This window comes from Streptomyces chiangmaiensis (assembly GCF_036281785.1).
Classification (GTDB): Bacteria; Actinomycetota; Actinomycetes; order Streptomycetales; family Streptomycetaceae; genus Streptomyces; species Streptomyces chiangmaiensis.
This window is the reverse complement of record NZ_JAYWVC010000050.1, coordinates 1-19,400: the sequence shown is the minus strand read 5'-3', so window position 1 is coordinate 19,400 and position 19,400 is coordinate 1. Positions and strand designations below refer to the sequence as shown.

General features: G+C 69.8%; 19 protein-coding genes and 1 pseudogene. 8 read left to right on the top strand and 12 right to left on the bottom strand.

The features are described 5' to 3' along the window. Positions 1-160 precede the first annotated feature (160 nt). The 3 genes from VXC91_RS17250 to rsmI all read right to left on the bottom strand — a co-directional run bounded on the left by VXC91_RS17250 (position 161) and on the right by rsmI (position 2,699). Positions 161-1,042, bottom strand: a complete 882-nt coding sequence (locus VXC91_RS17250; RefSeq protein WP_329508147.1) for a TatD family hydrolase — start codon at positions 1,040-1,042, stop codon at positions 161-163. Between the two features lie 51 nt (positions 1,043-1,093). After that, positions 1,094-1,549: a hypothetical protein gene (locus VXC91_RS17245; protein ID WP_329508146.1), complete on the bottom strand. Its 456-nt coding sequence runs from the start codon at positions 1,547-1,549 to the stop codon at positions 1,094-1,096. Between the two features lie 286 nt (positions 1,550-1,835). After that, on the bottom strand, positions 1,836-2,699 hold the full coding sequence (gene rsmI, locus VXC91_RS17240; protein ID WP_329508145.1) for a 16S rRNA (cytidine(1402)-2'-O)-methyltransferase: 864 nt from the start codon (positions 2,697-2,699) through the stop codon (positions 1,836-1,838). An 85-nt stretch (positions 2,700-2,784) separates the two neighbouring features. Here rsmI and VXC91_RS17235 point away from each other — a divergent pair, with 85 nt between their 5' ends. After that, on the top strand, positions 2,785-4,524 hold the full coding sequence (locus VXC91_RS17235; protein ID WP_329508144.1) for a dolichyl-phosphate-mannose--protein mannosyltransferase: 1,740 nt from the start codon (positions 2,785-2,787) through the stop codon (positions 4,522-4,524). Positions 4,525-5,014: 490 nt separating this feature from the next. Here the strand turns inward: VXC91_RS17235 and VXC91_RS17230 are convergent, their stop codons facing one another. Further along, positions 5,015-5,602 carry a hypothetical protein gene (locus tag VXC91_RS17230; protein ID WP_329508143.1) on the bottom strand — a complete coding sequence of 196 codons (588 nt, stop codon included), beginning with the start codon at positions 5,600-5,602 and terminating at the stop codon, positions 5,015-5,017. A 433-nt stretch (positions 5,603-6,035) separates the two neighbouring features. Beyond that, the gene (locus tag VXC91_RS17225; RefSeq protein ID WP_329508142.1) at positions 6,036-6,377 is read right to left on the bottom strand and encodes a DUF5713 family protein; all 342 of its coding nucleotides are present in this window, start codon (positions 6,375-6,377) and stop codon (positions 6,036-6,038) included. Positions 6,378-6,720: 343 nt separating this feature from the next. Between VXC91_RS17225 and VXC91_RS17220 the strand changes: the two genes are divergently transcribed. After that, positions 6,721-8,358 (top strand): penicillin-binding transpeptidase domain-containing protein, encoded by a 1,638-nt coding sequence (locus tag VXC91_RS17220; RefSeq protein WP_329508141.1) that lies wholly within the window; start codon positions 6,721-6,723, stop codon positions 8,356-8,358. Between the two features lie 94 nt (positions 8,359-8,452). After that, the gene (locus tag VXC91_RS17215; protein ID WP_329508140.1) at positions 8,453-10,123 is read left to right on the top strand and encodes a penicillin-binding transpeptidase domain-containing protein; all 1,671 of its coding nucleotides are present in this window, start codon (positions 8,453-8,455) and stop codon (positions 10,121-10,123) included. Positions 10,124-10,255: 132 nt separating this feature from the next. Here VXC91_RS17215 and VXC91_RS17210 read toward each other — a convergent pair whose 3' ends face one another. After that, positions 10,256-10,609 carry an SsgA family sporulation/cell division regulator gene (locus tag VXC91_RS17210; protein ID WP_329508139.1) on the bottom strand — a complete coding sequence of 118 codons (354 nt, stop codon included), beginning with the start codon at positions 10,607-10,609 and terminating at the stop codon, positions 10,256-10,258. A gap of 159 nt (positions 10,610-10,768) precedes the next feature. On the opposite strand from VXC91_RS17210, the gene VXC91_RS17205 reads away from it, so the two are divergent. The 5 genes and pseudogenes from VXC91_RS17205 to VXC91_RS17185 all read left to right on the top strand — a co-directional run bounded on the left by VXC91_RS17205 (position 10,769) and on the right by VXC91_RS17185 (position 14,777). Continuing rightward, the gene (locus tag VXC91_RS17205) at positions 10,769-11,809 is read left to right on the top strand and encodes an energy-coupling factor ABC transporter permease (protein WP_329508138.1); all 1,041 of its coding nucleotides are present in this window, start codon (positions 10,769-10,771) and stop codon (positions 11,807-11,809) included. Between the two features lies 1 nt (position 11,810). Next, positions 11,811-12,608, top strand: coding sequence for a cobalt ECF transporter T component CbiQ (gene cbiQ, locus VXC91_RS17200; protein ID WP_329508137.1), 798 nt, complete (start codon positions 11,811-11,813; stop codon positions 12,606-12,608). Next, positions 12,596-13,366, top strand: coding sequence for an energy-coupling factor ABC transporter ATP-binding protein (locus VXC91_RS17195; RefSeq protein WP_329508136.1), 771 nt, complete (start codon positions 12,596-12,598; stop codon positions 13,364-13,366). Before cbiQ ends, VXC91_RS17195 begins: the two co-directional genes overlap by 13 nt. Before the next feature lie 76 nt (positions 13,367-13,442). Then, a pseudogene (locus VXC91_RS17190) lies at positions 13,443-13,556 on the top strand (organic hydroperoxide resistance protein); the annotation flags it as partial. 63 nt (positions 13,557-13,619) lie between these two features. Further along, on the top strand, positions 13,620-14,777 hold the full coding sequence (locus tag VXC91_RS17185; RefSeq protein WP_329508135.1) for a serine hydrolase domain-containing protein: 1,158 nt from the start codon (positions 13,620-13,622) through the stop codon (positions 14,775-14,777). Positions 14,778-14,854: 77 nt separating this feature from the next. Here the strand turns inward: VXC91_RS17185 and VXC91_RS17180 are convergent, their stop codons facing one another. From VXC91_RS17180 to VXC91_RS17155, 6 genes are all read right to left on the bottom strand, one after another. Next, a complete protein-coding gene (locus VXC91_RS17180) occupies positions 14,855-15,130 on the bottom strand; it encodes a DUF1876 domain-containing protein (protein WP_329508134.1) in 276 nt (91 codons plus the stop codon). A 71-nt stretch (positions 15,131-15,201) separates the two neighbouring features. Further along, the gene (locus VXC91_RS17175) at positions 15,202-15,621 is read right to left on the bottom strand and encodes a PPOX class F420-dependent oxidoreductase (RefSeq protein ID WP_329508133.1); all 420 of its coding nucleotides are present in this window, start codon (positions 15,619-15,621) and stop codon (positions 15,202-15,204) included. A 17-nt stretch (positions 15,622-15,638) separates the two neighbouring features. Next, positions 15,639-16,529, bottom strand: a complete 891-nt coding sequence (locus VXC91_RS17170; RefSeq protein WP_329508132.1) for an NAD(P)-dependent oxidoreductase — start codon at positions 16,527-16,529, stop codon at positions 15,639-15,641. A 347-nt stretch (positions 16,530-16,876) separates the two neighbouring features. Continuing rightward, complete coding sequence (locus tag VXC91_RS17165; protein ID WP_329508131.1) at positions 16,877-17,968, bottom strand: CU044_5270 family protein; 1,092 nt, start codon at positions 17,966-17,968, stop codon at positions 16,877-16,879. Further along, a complete protein-coding gene (locus tag VXC91_RS17160) occupies positions 17,965-18,639 on the bottom strand; it encodes an RNA polymerase sigma factor (RefSeq protein ID WP_329508130.1) in 675 nt (224 codons plus the stop codon). The genes VXC91_RS17165 and VXC91_RS17160 overlap by 4 nt, the downstream gene beginning before the upstream one ends. Before the next feature lie 139 nt (positions 18,640-18,778). Continuing rightward, a complete protein-coding gene (locus VXC91_RS17155) occupies positions 18,779-19,324 on the bottom strand; it encodes a YbaK/EbsC family protein (protein WP_329508129.1) in 546 nt (181 codons plus the stop codon). Positions 19,325-19,400 lie beyond the last annotated feature (76 nt).

Below are 19,400 nucleotides of genomic sequence, written 5' to 3'. Positions count from 1 at the left end.
AGAGAGGTCCGAAACGGGAGACCAGAACCTAGCGCCTGGCCGTCACTCTCCAAAGCAACGTCGTTACTCGGTGTGGCGACACGCTTTCGCCTCGAAGCAGCCGGAAATCCGGGCGTCCCGGGGCCCCGGCGGGACCCCGGCGACCGGAAGATTTCGACGCTCAGTAACCGAAAGCGCGCGCCGTGTTCCGCCCGAGTGCCTGAGCCAGCACGTCCTCCTCGACCCCCTTCACCGCGGCCATCGCGCGGACCGTGATCGGAACGAGATAAGGCGCGTTGGGCCGGCCCCGGTAGGGCGCGGGCGTGAGGAACGGAGCGTCGGTCTCCACCAGGACGAGGTCGAGGGGAGCCACGGCGAGCGCGTCCCGGAGCGGTTGCGCGTTCTTGAAGGTCACGTTGCCCGCGAACGACATGAAGTACCCGGCACGGGCGCAGACCTCGGCCATCGCCGCGTCACCCGAGTAGCAGTGGAAAACCGTCCGCTCGGGCGCACCCTCCTCCTCCAGGATGCGCAGCACGTCTGCGTGCGCGTCGCGGTCGTGGATGACCAACGCCTTGCCGTGCCGCTTGGCGATCTCGATGTGCGCGCGGAAGGAGCGCTCCTGGACGGCCCTGCCCTCGGGTCCGGTGCGGAAGTAGTCGAGGCCGGTCTCCCCGACTCCCTTGACGTGCGGAAGGGCCGCCAGGCCGTCTATCTCGGCGAGCGCCTCGTCCAGGGCCGTGTCGCCGCCCGGCTCGCGGGCGCCCTGCCGGGACCATCCGTCAGGGTCGCCGTCGACGATGCGCGGCGCTTCGTTCGGGTGAAGCGCCACGGCCGCGTGCACGGGTGCGTACGCCGCGGCCGTCTCGGCGGCCCAGCGCGACCCCTTCACGTCACAGCCGACCTGCACGACCGTGGTCACGCCGACCGACGCGGCCCTGGCAAGACCCTCCTCCACCGTGCCGGACTGCATGTCGAGGTGGGTGTGCGAGTCGGCGACGGGCACGCGCAGGGGCTCGGGAAGCGGGGGCGGTCCGCTCTTGCCGGACGCTTGGGAAGGCATGCCTCCGATCCTACGAAAGGGCCGCGCCGCCCCTCGTCCGGGAGGATCCATTCACCCGGCCTTGCGATGGTGAAACACGTGGAGCAGGTCCGAGAGGTGCCAGTGGTGCTGCTGTCCGGCCTTCTCCGCCCGCGCCACCGGCTCGTCCAGGGTCTCCTCGGCGGCCCGCCCCACCGGGCGGTGGTGGCCGTGCATGGAGTTCTGGACGGAGGACACCTGGCCGGGGCGCATGATGCGCACCACATGGCTGTCGCAGTTCAGGCAGGAGGGACGGCTCAGCGGCGACGGGACGACCCGGCCGCCCGCCACGTAGATCACGAACTCGTTGCCGTCTCCGTCGAGGTGGTGCTCTATGTCGTACGACTGCTCCCAGCCGTGCCCGCAGCGCATGCAGGCGAAGGAATAGGACTCCTGTACGACAGCGGTAGCCACACCTCGGTCGACCGCCTGCCCGGTGTCGAGACCGGCCGCGGCTATCCGGCCGGTCCGTCCTGCGATCTCACTCATTCCGGCTCCTCTTGCCCGTTGGACAAGCGCCCGGGTGGGGCGGGATTCCCCCTGAATCCCGCGGGGTCCCACAGTGGGCGAGGGACGGGGACGTCCCCTCACCCAGTGGACGCCTTCACCAGCGCGAACGCATCAAGGCCTGCCGAGTGTTGGAGGCGATTTGGATGTCGCTTGCCAAATCAACCCGAACGCTCCGTTATGGCTTTGCCTTCGGCGACAGCTCTTTGCCCACCCATGGGGCGCCCGCTCATGGGAGAAGCGCCCTGCTCAGAGGGGGTTGCGCACGTCATGCGGGCCGGTCGGCGTTCTTCGCGGCCACCACCGCGTCGAAAACCTCCCGCTTCGGCACTCCCGCCTCGGCGGCGACGGCCGCGATGGCTTCCTTGCGACGCTCCCCCGCCTCCTCGCGCACCCGCACCCGGCGCACCAGCTCGGCCGCGTCGAGCTCCGCCGGCGCCTTCTCGCCGGCACCCTCCACGACGACCGTGATCTCGCCCCGTACGCCCTCGGCGGCCCACTCCGCCAGCTCGCCGAGCGGGCCCCTGCGGACCTCCTCGTACGTCTTGGTCAGCTCACGGCAGACGGCGGCCCGGCGCCCGGCGCCGAACACCTCGGCCATGGCGGCGAGGGTGGCCTGGAGCCGGTGCGGGGCCTCGAAGTAGACGAGGGTGCGCCGCTCCTCGGCGACCTCACGCAGCCGTGACAGCCGTTCGCCGGCCTTGCGCGGCGCGAACCCCTCGAAGCAGAACCGGTCGACGGGCAACCCGGACAGCGCGAGCGCGGTGAGCACGGCGGAGGGGCCGGGCACGGCGGTGACACGGACGTCCTTCTCGACGGCGGCTGCGACCAGCCGGTACCCGGGGTCGGACACGGACGGCATCCCGGCGTCGGTCACCAGCAGCACCCGCGCCCCGCCCACCAGCGCCTCGACCAGCTCGGGCGTCCGGGCGGACTCGTTGCCCTCGAAGTAGGACACGACACGCCCGGCCGGCTGGACACCGAGCGCCTGTGTGAGCCGGCGCAGCCGGCGCGTGTCCTCGGCGGCGATCACATCGGCGGTGGCCAGCTCCTGCGCGAGCCGCGGCGGAGCGTCCTCGATGTCCCCGATAGGGGTGCCGGCGAGGACCAGGGTTCCGGGCGTTACTGTCACGTTTCCATCCTCCCAGGCACGGGCCGTACCCGATCGGAGGGCCCAAGCACGGGACTCACACAGACGCGTTCCCTACGATGGCGCGGTGACCAGTACCGCGTCCTCCACGGACACCCGGCAGGGCCAGGCCACCGAAGAGCACCGGCCGGCGTGGCAGCAGCGGCTGCGCCGATTCGGATACACGGCGCGCGCCACGAGCGACGTCCGCGACCGGCTGGTGCCGCCCTACAGCGAGCCCAGCCCGCGCATCTGGGGGGCGCTCGGCCTGCGCAAGGAGGTCGCCGACCGCCTCACCCGCTGGTCGGGCTGGGGCGGCCCGCTGCTCGTGACGCTCATGGCCGGGCTGATGCGGTTCTGGAACCTGGGCAGCCCGAGAGCGGTGATATTCGACGAGACGTACTACGCCAAGGACGCCTGGGCGCTCATCCACAACGGGTACGAGGCGAGCTGGGCGAAGGACGCCAACGACCTGATCCTCAAGGGCAACGGTCATGTGCCGATCCCGACGGACGCCGCCTACGTGGTGCATCCGCCGGTCGGCAAGTATGTGATCGGGCTGGGGGAGCTGGTCTTCGGGTTCAACCCGCTCGGCTGGCGGTTCATGACGGCGCTGCTCGGCACGCTGGCGGTGCTGATGCTGTGCCGTATCGGCCGTCGGCTGTTCCGCTCGACCTTCCTGGGCTGTCTGGCCGGTGCGCTGATGGCCGTGGACGGTCTGCAGTTCGTGATGAGCCGCACCTCGCTGCTGGACGGGGTCCTGGAATTCTTCGTGCTCGCGGCCTTCGGCTGTCTGCTCATCGACCGGGACAAGGCGCGCGAGAAACTGGCGGCAGCGCTCCCGGTGGACGCGGACGGCCGGGCCCGGCCCGACGCGTACGTCGCGAGGACCACCTGGCTGGGGCTGCGCCCCTGGCGCTGGGCGGCGGCCCTGTTGATGGGGCTCGCGATCGGCACGAAGTGGAACGGCGCGTACTTCCTGGCCGCGTTCATCGTGATGACCATCCTGTGGGACGTCGGCGCACGCAGGGTGGCAGGTGCTGACCGCCGGTTCTCCTTCGTGCTCGTGGCGGAGTCGGTCCTCTCGTGGGTGGCGATGTCCACCATCGCCGTCACCGTGTACCTGACCTCCTGGATCGGCTGGATCCTCTCTCCCGCCGACGGCTCGGGCGGCTACTTCCGCAGCTGGGCGGCCACCGACGGCAAGGGCGGCAACTGGAGCTTCCTGCCCGACTGGCTGCGCAGCCTGTGGCACTACGAGCACGAGGTCTACCTGTTCCACGTCGGCCTGTCATCCCCGCACACGTACCAGTCGAACCCGTGGAGCTGGCTCGTGGTGGGCCGCCCGGTCTCGTACTTCTACGAATCCCCCTCCCCCGGCGAGGCCGGCTGCCCCACGGACGCCGGCGACAAGTGCGCCCGGGAGGTCCTGGCGATCGGCACCCCGCTCCTGTGGTGGGCGGCCTGCTTCGCCATCCTGTACATCCTGTGGCGGTGGGCGTTCCGCCGCGACTGGCGGGCCGGCGCGATCGCCTGCGGCATCGCCGCAGGCTACCTGCCCTGGTTCATGTACCAGGAGCGCACGATCTTCTACTTCTACGCGGTCGTCTTCGTCCCGTTCCTGTGCCTGGCGGTCGCGATGATGATCGGCGCCATCATCGGCCCCCCCGGCCGCGACGAACGCCGCCGGATCTTGGGCGCGGCGGGCGCGGGCGTCCTGGTGCTGCTGATCGCCTGGAACTTCATCTATTTCTGGCCCATCTACACGGGCACCGCGATCCCGATCGACTCGTGGCGGTCGCGGATGTGGCTGGACACCTGGGTCTAGCTGGGGAAACGCACCACGAGGGCGCGGCTGCCGGCCGCGCCCTCGTGGGCGACGTCACCTTTCCTCTCCTGTGCGAGCAGGGGAAGGTCCTGCCCACCATGAACGAGATCCGCATGAGCAAGGACCGCTCCACCAGCTCGCTGCAGTTCACCGCGGAGCCGAGCGTGACGTGGTCTTTCGCGGTCGGTTGGGATCCCAGTCCGCCTGAGCAGCAGTAACACGTGCGGCACGACACAGGAGTCTGAAGGGCCAGCCTGGGAGGAAACCGCCTCCTGGGCTGGTCCTTCTCTCTGTGCCCGGACGGTTTCGAGCCGCCGACATCCGCCTTGTAAGTTCGATCAGAGGATCGTCGCGTCCCTGGATGGCTACGTCTGCGAGGCTGCCACTGCTCCGTCCCAGGGCGTGGTGATCCGCTCGTGTCCGCTGTCGTTGATGTCAGGCTTGGATGTCAGCTCGCCCCTCGAAGCGGACTACACCGGCAGGGGGGCCGCTACTGCCTTTCCAGCGTCCACTTATCGGATCTGCGGACGGCTAGGAGGCCATCACCTGGAACCGTGACCGTACCGCGGATTTGGTCGTGCCGAGTCAGCTGTTCTGCTTCGCCCCCGGCCTCGGGCGTGAAGTGGAGCTCACCGTATTCGGTGTCTCCCAGCCAGGCGAACGACACGCGGGTGTGGCCATCGAAGTACACGAGCGTCTCGTGCTTGCCAGACAGCGTGTCCGCCAGTCTCGGCAGGTCGGCGGCGTTCAACGTGCGCAGGCGCCAGCGGGAGAACCCTGTCCCTGAGGTGCGACTTGGCTTCACACGGCGGATCTCCACCCGGTTGTACTGCGCTGGCAGCAAAACCCTTCGCACCCTGGGCCCGTATGAATACAACAGCTCCTCGCCCAGCAACTTGCGGGTCGTCGACCGATACAGCGCGTGGACTTTGAACGAGGTGGTCAAGCCCCCCTTGAACTCCAAGAGCGCGGGGCCTCGCTGCCCCTCGGGGCGCAGTATCTCAACCTCGCGGCCTCGCCACCCGCTCGCTCGGAACTGCCCCTCGGCATGCATGGATCCCCCTTCGTCAGCACCCATGGCCGAACGATCAGCATCATCGGTGAGAAGAGTCTGGTCGGCAAGGTCGGCGGAGCGGCTTTGGGCTGGAGCTGCTTTGGCGCGAGTGATCACGGCCCATTACGCCGGCCCGCGGATCGGGCAGGTTTGTGAGCCTGCCCGCATGCACGTGGAGTTGTAGAGCGACCAGGCCCTTTGGAAGCTCGATGTCGGACACAATCAGTGCTGCACTTCGACCGCTGGTGCACGCTTTCCAAGTGTGCTTGGGCCCGTCGTAAGGCCGTACGGAATCGTTCACCTGCGTCTACATGGGCCCATTGCCCCGGAGCTCAACCTGGCCTGGTACTCGCCCGGACGCCGCGTGCTGTCCGCTCACCACCGTGGTTCCCAGTGGTTCCCTGCACGATCGGGCACGGATGCGGCACGGGCGCCTGATGTCAGCTGAAGCCCCTGGTCACCAATCCCGAGGCGCGATCAGCTCCTCTGCGTCGGCCTCCTGGAACCCGTAAGCCGATGCCACAAACCAGAACTCCTCGCCGATCAGCTCCCGGGCGGCAGTCTCAAGCTCACTTCCCGCTGCGTCGAACTCAGCTTCCAGATGGTTGAACTCCTCCGTCGCGGCGTGGGTGAGCACATACAAGGAAGCCAGATCCGTCGGCTGTTCGGCTTCGATCCGCTCGCACAGTCGCAGCATGATCGCCTTGCCCTTGTCGACAACGTGATCTGGAAAGTACGCGTCCGAGTACATCCCTTCCAGAAACGCGTGCCCTGCCACCTGTTGATTCGTGATGGCCATCGCCTACCCCATCCCCAGTCAGAACCGATGCGCCGATCATGCACCAGACCACTGACAAGGTCGGTGGAGTCCTAATGGGGCATTCTCATAACGGCGACCAACGCGAGCAGGGTCACTGGCCTGTGACGACAGGCGTACGCGACCGGATCTGCCGCCACTCGCCCAGACGGTCTGGTCCGGCTTCCGCAAGGTACGCGATCGCGCCTCCGTTCAAGTATGTGGATCGATGTAGGTTTTTGAGTCATCTATTTGATCACTCTTCGGACAATAATCAAACACACTGGTCACAACCTCCTCCGGGGCCACCTACAGTGCGAGATCTACGGGGAGGGGATGACGCGCCATGCGCAAGGGGGTCAAAGCCGCCATAGTCGGCGGGGTGTTCACGGTCATGGTGGGAGGAGCCGGATACGGGGCGTACAACGTCCTGACGGCACTCGACGGAGGTTCCACCGGCAACAGCGTCGGCAGACCCGCGCCGGTGAAGACCGGACCGCCGTCCGCAAGCGAGGTCAAGGAGGCGAGTGACAAGTTCCTCGCCGCCTGGCAGAAGGGCGACGCGGCCACCGCCGCCTCGTCCACGAACAATTCCGAGGCCGCGGAGCAGTTGCTGACCGCCTATGGCACGACCGCGCACATCACCAAGGTGCACATCACGCCGAGCGCGCCGAGCGGGGACTCGGTGCGGTTCTCCGTGAAGGCGACGGTGTCCTACGGCGGGCGGTCCGAGCCGCTCGCCTACGACAGCGAGGTGACGGTCGTCCGCGGGGTGACCAGCGGGCGCGCGCTGGTCGACTGGCAGGCGTCCGTGGTCCATCCCGCCCTGGACAAGGGCGACACGCTCGTCACCGGTGAGGCCAAGGTCCCGCCCATCGAGGCGGTGGACCGGAACAACACGGTACTGACCGCGGAGAAGTACCCCTCCCTCGGCCCGATCCTGGACGCGCTGCGCGAGAAGTACGGCGACAAGGCCGGTGGCAAGCCCGGAATCGAACTGTCCGTCGAGCGGGCCGATCCGAACGCACCCGGCAAGACCCTGCTCACCCTGGCCAAGGGCACCCCGGGCAAGCTGCGCACCACGATCAGCGCCTCCGCCCAGGCGGCGGCGGAACGGGCCGTGCGGCAGTACGCGGAGTCGTCGGTGGTGGCGGTGAAGCCGAACACGGGTGAGGTGCTCGCGGTGGCCAACCACCGGGGCGACGGCTTCAACGCGGCCTTCGAGGGGCGGCTCGCACCGGGCTCCACGATGAAGATCATCACGTCGGCGATGCTCATCGACAACGGTGTCACGACGATGAACGGCCCGGCCCCCTGCCCGTCCTCGGCGGTGTGGCAGAGCCAGACCTTCACCAACCTCAAGGGTCTGAGGGCCAACGAGAACGCCACCCTGGCCAACAGCTTCATGCGCTCGTGCAACACCGCCTTCGTGAAGCTGATCGACGAGAAGCCGCTCACCGACGGCTCGCTGACCGCCGAGGCGCAGGATCGGTTCGGGCTCGGGCGGAACAACTGGAAGACGGGCATCGTCTCCTTCGACGGCAACGTCCCCGCGTCCACCGGCCCGGACCGCGCGGCCAACGCCATCGGGCAGGGACAGGTCCAGATGAGCCCGCTGAACATGGCGTCCGTCACAGCGACCGCCATCACGGGAACCTTCCGCCAGCCGTACCTGGTCTCGCCGAAGCTCGACAACCGCCAACTGGCCACCGCCAGGGGCCTGTCCGCCGGTACCGTCGCCCAGCTGAGGGCGATGATGCGGCTGACGGCGACCCAGGGCACAGCCGCGCAGGTCATGGCGGGGCTCCGCGGGGACATCGGGGCTAAGACCGGCTCCGCGGAGGTCGACGGACAGGCCAAGTCCAACAGCTGGTTCACCGGCTACCGGAACGATGTCGCGGCGGCGGCCATGACCCAGGAGGGCGGGCACGGCGGCGACGCTGCCGGTCCTATCGTCGCAGCTGTGCTACGAACCGGCGGCTGACGTCACCCGCGCCGACCCGGGACTCTAGGGTGGTGTTCTCGTTGAGGAACATGGGGGCACCGGGGGACCTGGGGACTGCGGAGGATCAGGAGCTGTGGGCAAGAGAAGGCGCGTCGCCGAGCGCAGGAAGAGCCGCCCGCTGGTGATCGGAGGGCTGATCGCCGTCGTCGGCGTGGCCGGAGCGGTCGGCGCCTACAGCCTGCTCGGCGGCGGCGCGGCCGCGGTCGACGGCAAGGCGATCAAGGGCGCCCTCAAGCCCGCGAAGACCGGCCCGCCGTCGGCGTCCGAGGTCAACACCACGTCCGCGGCGTTCCTCACGGCCTGGCAGCAGGGCCAGGTGGCGAAGGCGGCGGCCGCCACGGACGACGCGGCGGCCGCGACGCAGGCACTGACGGGTTACGGCAAGGACGCGCACATCACCCAAGTGACGCTGACCCGCGGTACACCGTCCGGGGCTTCGGTGCCGTTCTCCGTCAAGGCCACGGTGTCGTACCACGGCATGAGCAAGCCTTTGGCGTACGACTCGAAGCTGACGGTCGTACGCCGCGCCAAGGACGGTGTCCCGCTGGTCCGTTGGCAGCCGTCGGTGATGCAACCGGACATGGCCGAGGGTGACCGCCTGGTGACGGGAGAGGCCGGCACGCCCCCGATCAAGGCCCTGGACCGGGACGGCGGCGCGCTGACGACGGCCAAGTACCCCTCCCTCGGCCCGGTGCTGGACGGCCTGCGCGAGAAGTACGGCAAGAAGGCCGGCGGCAAAGCGGGCATCGAGCTGCGCATCGTGCGCAAGGCGGCGGCCAGGGGCAGCCAGAAGACGCCCGACAAGACGCTGGTGACGCTGAGCGAGGGCACGCCGGGCACGGTGAAGACGACGCTGAGCCCGACGCTCCAGGCCAAGGCGGAGCAGGAGGTGGCGCGGAAGGACAAGGCGTCCGCGGTCGTCATGCGCCCGTCGACGGGCGAGATCCTGGCGGTGGCGAACTCCAGCCACGGCTTCAACGGGGCGTTGCAGGGCTCCCTCGCGCCGGGCTCGACGATGAAGATCGTGACGTCCACGCTGCTGTTCGAGAAGGGGTTGGCGCACGCGGACAAGCCGCACCCCTGCCCCAAGTACGTGACATACGGCGGCTGGAAGTTCCAGAACGACGACAAGTTCGAGATCAAGAACGGCACGTTCAAGGCGAGCTTCGCGGCGTCCTGCAACACGGCCTTCATCAGCCAGGCGGAGAAGCTGGACAACGACGACCTCACCAAGGTCGCCCAGCAGATCTACGGCCTGAGCATGAACAACTGGGCGATCGGCGTCCCGTCCTTCGACGGCTCGGTCCCGGTGCAGAGCGCGGCCCAGATGGCGGCCTCCCTGATCGGCCAGGGCGGCGTCCGCATGAACCCGATGAACATGGCCTCGGTGGTCTCGACGGCCAAGACGGGCGTCTTCCACCAGCCGTACCTGGTCTCTCCGTCGGTGGACAACCGCACGCTGGCCAAGGCGACCCGCACCATGTCGGCGTCGACGCAGGCCCAGCTGAAGGAGGTCCTCCAGTACACGGCCGCGGCGGGCACAGCCGCCAAGGCGATGGCGGGCCTGGGTCCGGACGACGGCGCGAAGACCGGCTCGGCCGAGGTGGACGGCCAGAAGCAGCCCAACGGCTGGTTCACGGCCTGGAAGGGCGACCTGGCCGCCGCGGGAGTGGTCCAGGCGGGCGGCCACGGCAGTGACTCGGCGGGGCCGATCGTGGCAGCTCTGCTGCGCGCGGGGAGCTGAACCGGGACCGGCACCGTCCTCCCACCGCGGGCCCGTCCTCGCGAGCCCGCGGCCATGTCGCCCGAGACAGAATCCGGATCGCCGGGAGCCGCGGATGCACCGGCGGCTCCGGGCGGGGACGGCGCACGGAGGCTAGGAGATCCGCTGCCCCACCCCGGCTCCCGCCGTGTAGGTACGCCGCAGGAAACGCAGCAGCGCCTTCGACTCCAGTTGCACCACCTCGACCCCCTGCTGCGAGTGGAACTCCATCACCGCCTGGACCCGGCCGCACGGCCAGATGCGCACATCATCCTTCTCCGCCGGTGCGCGCAGCCCCTTTTCCAAGAGGTCCCGGGAGAAGGCCCACTCGTGCGGGCCGGGCAGACCGATGCGGACGGAGCGCGGATCGGCGTCGGGGTCGTAGCGAAGGACGATGGGAACGGCGTCCGGAGCCTCCGGGGAATCCGTGACGACATGGGCTCGTGCGTACTGTTCCACAACTGTCATGGGACCGCTCCTCACGCTGCGTCACCCATACAGAAGGTGCACCCACTACTTCTCTAATGTCTCATATCAGGACAAAGGCAGCCCCCTGGTGCCTGCAGGAGGTAGTCACGGTGACATAGCTCTTGCAATAGCTTCGCAACAAGCCGCTATCCTCCAACGGTGCATGTGCCCGACGGATTCATCAACGCCCCCACCTCCGCCGCGACCGGTGTGATCGCCGCGGGTGCTCTGGCCGTCAGCCTCAAGGGTGCCCGGCGCGAACTCGACGAACGCACCGCGCCGCTCGCCGGCCTGGTGGCCGCCTTCATCTTCGCTGTACAGATGCTGAACTTCCCGGTCGCCGCCGGCACCAGCGGACATCTGCTCGGCGGGGCGCTGGCCGCCATCCTGGTCGGGCCCTTCACCGGAGTCCTGTGCGTGTCGGTCGTCCTCCTCATGCAGGGCATCCTCTTCGCCGACGGCGGGCTGACCGCTCTCGGCGTCAACATCACCGACATGGCGATCGTGACGACCGCCGTCGCCTACGCCCTCTTCCGCGGACTGGTCACGGTGCTCCCGCGCACGCGCCGCTCGGTCACCGTCGCCTCCTTCGTCGCCGCGCTGGTCTCCGTCCCGGCGGCGGCCGTCGCCTTCACCCTGATCTACGCCGTCGGCGGCACCACCGACGTCTCCCTCGGCAAGGTCGCCACCGCGATGATCGGCGTCCATGTGCTCATCGGCCTCGGCGAGGCCGCCATCACGTCCCTCACCGTCGGCGCCGTCGTCGCCGTACGCCCGGATCTCGTGTACGGCGCCCGGGGCCTTCGGCAGCGCCTGAGGCTGCGCGTCGGCGGCGAGCTGGTGGACGCACCGGCCACCGAGCCGGCACCCGTGCCGGCCGCCGCCCGGTCCCACCGCAGGCTGTGGATCACCGGTCTCGTCACCTCCCTCGTCCTCGCGGGCTTCGTCAGCTTCTACGCCTCCGCCAGCCCCGACGGTCTGGAGAAGGTCGCCGCGGACCACGGGATCGACAGCAGGACGCGACAGCACACCTCCGCCGACTCCCCGCTCGCCGGCTACGGCGTCAAGGACGTGGACAACGCCCGCGTCTCCGGCGGCCTCGCCGGTGCGATCGGCGTCGGGGTCACCGTCGTCGCGGGCAGCACGGTCTTCTGGGCCGTCCGCAGGCGCCGTGCCGACACCACCTCCCAGGCCGCCTGACATGGGAGAGGGAACGGGTGCCTCCCGGGCGCGGGGAGGCGAGCGCGGGGCGGCACACCGGCTCTACCGGCACGGGCACTCTCGCGTGCACGCCCTGCCGCCGCACACCAAACTCGCCGCCACCTTCGCCTTCGTGGTCGTCGTGGTGTCGACACCGCGCGAGGCGATGTGGGCGTTCGCGCTGTACGCCGTTCTGCTCGGCGTGGTCGCGCACCGGGCCCGCGTACCCGCCGGGTTCCTCGTGAAGCGCCTGCTGATCGAGATACCGTTCGTCGCCTTCGCCGTGCTCATGCCGTTCGTGGCGGAGGGCGAGCGCGTCGACGTCCTCGGGCTCTCGCTCAGCGTCGGCGGGCTGTGGGGTGCCTGGAACGTGCTCGCCAAGGGCACCCTCGGTGTCGCCGCGTCCGTCCTGCTCGCGGCCACCACCGAACTGCGCCAACTGCTCCTCGGGCTGCAGCGCCTCAATCTCCCGCCGCTCCTCGTGCAGATCGCCTCCTTCATGATCCGCTACGGCGACGTCATCACCGACGAGATGCGGCGGATGCGGATCGCACGGGAGTCACGCGGCTTCGAGGCGCGCGGCCTCCGGCACTGGGGCGTCCTCGCGAAGTCCGCGGGCGCGCTCTTCATCCGCTCCTACGAGCGTGGCGAACGCGTCCACCTGGCCATGGTCAGCCGGGGGTACGCCGGCTCCATGCCCGTCATCGACGAGGTGTCCGCGACCCGCGCACAGTGGTCCTACGCCCTCGCCCTGCCCGTCGCCGCCCTCGTCGTCTGCCTGCTGGGATGGATCCTGTGACGCCTTCGCTGGAAGTGGCCGGACTGGCCTTCGCGTATCCGGACGGGCACCAGGCCCTGTTCGGCGTCGACTTCACCGTCGCGCGCGGCGAGCGGGTGGCACTGCTCGGACCGAACGGCGCCGGGAAGACCACGCTCGTCCTGCACCTCAACGGCATCCTGACCGGCGGCACGGGCACGGTGAAGGTCGCCGGGCTGCCCGTCGGCAGCAAGCACATGGCCGAGATCCGGCGCAGGGTCGGCATCGTCTTCCAGGACCCCGACGACCAGCTCTTCATGCCGACGGTCCGCGAGGACGTCGCCTTCGGGCCCGCGACGGCCGGGTTGAAGGGCGCCGAACTGGAGGCCCGTGTCGACCGTGCCCTGGAGCAGGTCGGCATGGCGGACTTCAAGGACCGGCCTCCGCACCACCTCTCCTTCGGCCAGCGCCGCCGGGTCGCGGTGGCGACCGTGCTGGCCATGGAACCGGAGATTCTCGTTCTGGACGAGCCGTCGTCGAATCTGGACCCGGCCTCACGACGCGAACTCGCCGACATTCTGCGGTCGCTGGACGTCACGGTCCTCATGGTCACTCACGACCTGCCGTACGCGCTGGAGCTGTGCCCGCGCTCACTGATCCTCAGCGACGGCGTCATCGCCGCGGACGGGAAGACCGGCGAACTGCTCTCCGACGACGCGCTCATGTGTGCACACCGGCTGGAACTGCCCTACGGCTTCGATCCCCGATCCGTGCCGTCGGGCGCGGACCGCTCCCCATGACGGGTTACCCGCGGTTCCACCCCCTGGTGGCACGACCCGTACCTACCGACCGGTACCTTGCACACGTGTGTGTTGCCTGCCCGTCCTGGACCAGGCCGTCGCGGCCGAACTCGTGGACGCGGCCCACGCGCTCTGCCCCTGCTCCAACGCCACGCGCGGGAACATCGACGTCACGATCGTGCTGGGCTGAGGAATCGAAGGCGCCACGCCCGTGTTGCAATCACTGTCGCAGGCGAGTGAAGGGAACACGGGCGTGGACGTGAACGGCGCTGTGGCCGAGGGCTTCGAGCCGGTCAGGGAAGCGTTCGTACGGAACTTCGCGACGATGGGGGAACGCGGAGCGGCGGTCAGCGTGTACCGCGACGGGCGCAAGGTCGTCGGCCTGTGGGCGGGGACGCGGGACATCGACGGCACGAAACCCTGGGAGCAGGACACGGCACAGATCGTGCGCTCGGCCACCAAGGGCGTCGCCGCGGCCGTGCTGCTGATGCTGGCCGAGCGCGGAGAACTGGACCTGGACGCCCCGATCGGTGAGTACTGGCCCGAGTTCAAGGCACATGGCAAGGAGCACACCCTGGTGCGGCACGTGCTGGCGCACCAGGCCGGCGTACCGGTGCTGGACCGTCCGCTCACCCCCGCCGAGGCGGCCGACCCCGATCTCGCCGCAGCCGTACTGGCTGCCCAGCCGCCCACCTGGGAGCCCGGCACGGACCACGGCTACCACGCCCAGACGTACAGCTGGCTGACGGGCGAGCTGGTGCGCCGGGCCACGGGCCGCAACATCGGCGAGTGGATCGCGGCCGAGATCGCGGGCCCACTGGGCCTGGATCTGTGGGTCGGGCTGCCCGAGGCCGAGGCACACCGCGTGGGCCGGGTCGGCCTCCTCGAGGTGCCGACCCAGGCCGGCGCGCTGCGCACCCGCCCCAAGCCCGCGGTCGCGGACGCCTACGCCGACCCCGACAGCCTCACCCACCGCGCCTTCGCGGCCATCACCCCGCCGCCCGACGAGAACGATCCCGTCTACCGCGCGGCGGTCCTGCCGGCGTCCAACGGCATCGCGACGGCCGACAGCCTCGCCCGCTTCTACGCCGCGCTGACCGGCGAGGTGGACGGCGTGCGCCTGTTCGCACCGCAGACGCTGGAGCGCGCCCGCTCGGAGACCTCGGCGGGCCCCGACCGTGTGCTGGTGGTCACCACCCGGTTCGGCCTCGGCTATATGCTCCACGGCAGCGCCTCGCCGCTCCTGGCTCCCGGCTCCTTCGGCCACCCCGGCCGCGGTGGCGCTCTCGGCTTCGCCGACCCCGAGTCCGGCATCGCCTTCGGCTATGTCACCAACGGATTCCGCGCGAGCGTGACGACGGACCCGCGGGCACAGGCACTGGTACGGGCGGTTCGCACCTCACTGGCGTGACCGCGGCCCGCGGGCGCGAGGCCCGCACACGGCATGATGTGCGGGCCTCACCGGATACCGGTATCACCGGGACGCACTCAGTGCGTCAGCGGATGCGACGTCCTCCCCGACGCCTCGTCAATCTCTTCGTGCGCCTTCGTGAGCAGCTGCATCGCGAGATCGTTGAGCGCACGCGCCCCCGCGATCTCCTCCCCGACGCGTGGCTGATTCGCGTCGGAGTGGTGGCGGCTGGCGTACCCGTGGGACCGGACCTCGTTCCCGTCGGGAAGCCGTACGAGCGCCGCCGCCCGCGTACGCTCCTGGTCCTCCTCGAATTCGAGTTCCACATGCCATCCGACTGCGGTGTGCATCATGACGATCACCTCCGGAACCGCTGATTCCAGGGTGCTCCTCCTCGTACCCCGGCGCACGATGCGGACACGGCTCACCCAGCCTGATCGCTGTCCTTCATCTCCCCCCAGCCGTGCCACCGGTCGATCGTGATCCAGGCGCTGACCCGACCACGCTCCCGGTCCGGGTACCGCTTGCCGATGTAGTGCTCGGCGATGCGGTCGATGTCGCCCCGGTCCTTGTCCTCCTGCATCTCGGCGACACGGCCGATGACGGTGACGTGCGTGTACCAGTCCTCCTTGTCGAGGACGGTGAGACTCACGCGGGGATCGCGGCGCAGATGCTTGAGGCGGGCGCGGCCCTCGTCCATGTTGACGAGCACCCGGCCTTCGTCCCACAGGTACCAGGTAGGGGTGGAGATGGGCGAGCCGTCCGTGCGCAGGGTGACGATGACGGCCGGGTTGGGGCGGCGCAGCAGTTCGACGGCCTCGGGGGGCAGCGGCGGCTTGGACATATGGACTCCTCGGGTCGTCAGGAGCGAGGCTCTTCTTCGAAGCTGGCGAAGTACGCGGCGGCCATGTCCTCGTCGCCATGGCCCTGGGCGGCGGCCCGCCGGAAGCGTTCGGCGGTCGCGGCGGCGACGTCGAGGCGGACGCCGTTCCGCTCACCGGCCCCCACGATCAGTCGCGCGTCCTTCTCCGCGGTCGCCACCGCGAAACTGGCCGGGGTCAGCCCGTCGTTCTCGATCAGCTCGACCTTGGCGCGCAGATACCCCATGTCGAGCGGACCGCCGCCGATGAGGTCGAAGAAGCTCCGCGGGTCCACACCCAGCGCCTTGGCCAGGGCCAGGACCTCGCCGGCCGCGGCGGTGGCCGCGAGGACCCAACTGTTGGTCACCAGCTTCAGCCGGGTGGCGCTGCCCGCCGCACCGTCCTCGCCGGTCCACAGCGTGCGGGCGCCGACGGCGTCGAAGACCGGCGCCACCGTGTCCCGGCCCTCGGCCGGACCCGCGGCGAGGACGGTCAGCTGTCCCGCCTCGGCCGGCTGACGCGTGCCGAGCACCGGGGCCTCGTAGAAGACCAGGCCGTGCTCCCGGGCGAAGTCGGCCAGTTCGCCGGCGTCCTCGATCCCCGCCGTGGTCGACTGCGCCCAGACGATGCCCGGGCGCAGCCCGGGCACGGCCTCCTGCATGACCTCCAGAACGGTCTTGCCGTCGTACAGCATGGTCAGAACGACGTCCGCGCCCTGTACGGCCTCGGCGGGGCTGTCGGCGATGTGCGCGCCGTCGGCGGCCAGCGGCTCGGCCTTGGCGCGGGTGCGGTTCCATGCGCGGACGGCGTGCCCGGCGCGGGCGATATTGCGGGCCATCGCCGCACCCATGATCCCGGTGCCCAGGACGCTCACGGTGAGCTTGTCTGTCATGACGTCAACTTCCTGATTCGTACGGTGAGTCGTGCGCTTCCCATGCTCGCTCAGGCACACGCCTTCCCCGAAGCAGGGTCGACCGGCCGAAGGCAGCGAAGCGGACGTGGATGCCGTCCTTCGGCCCGGGCGGGCCCTTCACCGGGATGTCCTTCCCTCTGGGCATCGTCGGCCGCCGTGCCGTCCGCCGCCACTCGGCGAGGTTGTCGACGCCGGATCCGCCACCCGCCGAAGCCGCCCGCGCCGCGGGTCGCCGCTCGACCTCCTCGTCATGGCCGCGACGGCCGGACCCGGGAGGCCGGACCGGCCGTCGTGGGGCTGTACGGGTGTGGTCCTCCGCGCGCTCGTCAGCCCGCCTGCGACGGGGTCTGCTTGATGCCGTCGACGATCGCCCGCTTCATGATGGCGCTGGTGAAGGTGACCGTGCCGGGCTTGATCACGGCATCCTCCCCGCTGACCTTGTTCACCTGGACACTGCGCTCACCCAGGAAGACATGGGTCTTCCTGTCGAAGATCCACTCCTCTCGCTCACCGCTGGTCTCGTCCAGCCGGGCCACCGCCACCCCGTGCCGGCCCACCGCGTCCACCGCGTCCTGCACGACGACGACACCGGGGATCTTCGCGGCGGCCTTGAACAGCGCCGAGTACAGCTCGGCGGGCGGGTAGCTCTCCCCGAGCAGGTCACCGATGGTGGTGAACGCCTGCTGATCGAGGGAGTTGCCGTGGCCCTCGGCCGCCTTGTAGATCATGGCGAGCAGTTCGTCGGGGTCGGTGGTCAGCTTGGCCAGGTAGTCGTACGACGGTGAGTTCAGGCCGGCCTCCCGGGGGTTGCCCAACTCGTCGGGGAGACTCAGGGTCTCCCCTTCGGGGCCGTCATTGACGGCGGGGTCGATGAGCCAGCCCTTGGTGCCGTCGGGAGAGGACCAGATCTGGCGGCGGTGCAGCTCATGGCTGGCCAGGGTGGTCTTGTCGCCGACGGTCTTCGCGAAGGTGTCGGCCGTCTTGGACTCGATGTAGATGTACTGGCCGGGCTTGACGGCCGGGTGCGAGCTCTCGGCCGCCGCCAGTGAGATCTGGTCGAGCAGTTGCGGCACGCCCTTGGTGGTAGCGGCACCGATCGTCGTGGTCAGGGCCGGTCCGGTGGCGACGCCGCCGTTGCCCGCACCGTTGCCTCCGGGCATCGCCATCACGGCGATGACCGCACCGGTCAGGGCGGCGGCCACGGCGGGCAGTGTGATCGCCGGACGCGGCAGCCGGAAACGCCGTTCCTTCACCGGGTCCGTTGCCGTCCCTGTGCGCTGTTCCTGCTGAATCTGGGCCATCAGACGCTCCTTGTGGAACTGGTGACGGCCCGTCGGCAGGTCGCGCGCCGTGTGGGACAGCAGCTGTACGCCCTCGTCCCACTCGGCCGGGTTCTGCCGGGAAGTGCTCGTGTTCATCGGTTTCCTCCCTGCACGGGCCGGACCACGTGTGCGTGATCGCCTCTTACCTGTCGGCCCGGGCGGCCGCCTTCCCGATTTCCGCGCGCATTTTTCGGCGTCGTCTCCACGGTCGGGCCGGCCGCCTCGTCCTTGGCGAGCACGCGCAGCTTCTTGCGCGCCCGGGACAGCCGGGAGGCGACCGTGCCGACGGGGATCCCGAGGGCTTCGGCCGCGGCTTCGTAGTCCAGGCCCTCCCCCAGGCACAGCGCGACCACCTCACGCTCCGTGCGGCGCAGTGAGGCAAGGGCGGTCAGGGCCCTGGCGAGGCGGCGCCGGTCGTCGACGCGTTCGGCCACCTCTTCGGCATGGTCGGGCACCGACAGCTCGGCCGCCGCGGCGGCGCTCGCCGCAGCCCGGTATCGCCGGTTGCTCCGGTACTGGTTGCGCGCGGTGTTGGTGGCGATGCCCAGCAACCAGGGTCGCAGGGAGCCGCCCTCGGGATCGACCTTGTCACGCAGCCGCCACGCTTCCATGAACGTCGCCGCCATCACGTCCTCGGCCGTCGACCAGTCGGCGGTCAGCCGGAAGGCGTGGTTGTAGACCGCGCGGGCACAGCTGTCGAAAAGCTCCGCGTACGCGCTCGAATCCCCGGCCCGTATCCGGGTTCGCAGTTGAGTGCTCACTCCCATGAGCTGTCCGGCACCGCCCACCGGCTTCCCGTGATCTGCGCCACACCTCGCCGAGCCGCACGGCCGGAGGTGCCCGGGGATGCCTTCCGGGTGCTCATACGGCCGTCACCGGCTTGCACATCCTGCTTCCCGCGATCCTTCACCTGGGCTGCTCGTGCACGTCCACCAGCGTGCCGCCCGCGTGCGCGATCAACGTCCTGGGGTCCATCGGGAACACGGTGTGCGGGGTGCCCGCCGCGGCCCACACCGTGTCATGGTTCAGCAGCGAACGATCGGCGAGCACGCGAGTCGCCGTGCGGTGTCCGAAGGGCGGCACGCCACCGATCGCGTACCCGGTGGTCTCCCGCACGACGCCGGCCCTGGCCCGGGTCACCTCGCCGGCCCCCAGTTCCTGACGGACCCGCTCCACGTCCACCCGGGACGCCCCGTCCATGAGGACGAGTACCGGCACACCCTCCCCAAGCTCTCGACCTCGCTCGACCAGGGGAGACCCCCATGCGACGAAGATCAGCGACTTGCAGATCTGGCTGAGCTCGCAACCGATGGCGGCGGCGGCCTCGGCGGCGGTACGGGTCGCGTCCGGGAAGCGCCGGATCCGTCCCTGGAGCTCGCCGAGCCCCAGCTCTTCGAGGGCCTCGGCGAATCGAGGATGGACTCCGGAGTTCGCTGCGTCGGTCGTGGTCATGAAGGGCAGGCTAGTGCGGCGACCGGAAAGGTTCACCGGCTCGCGACGCCCGGCCCGGCACCTCGCCGCGTTGTCG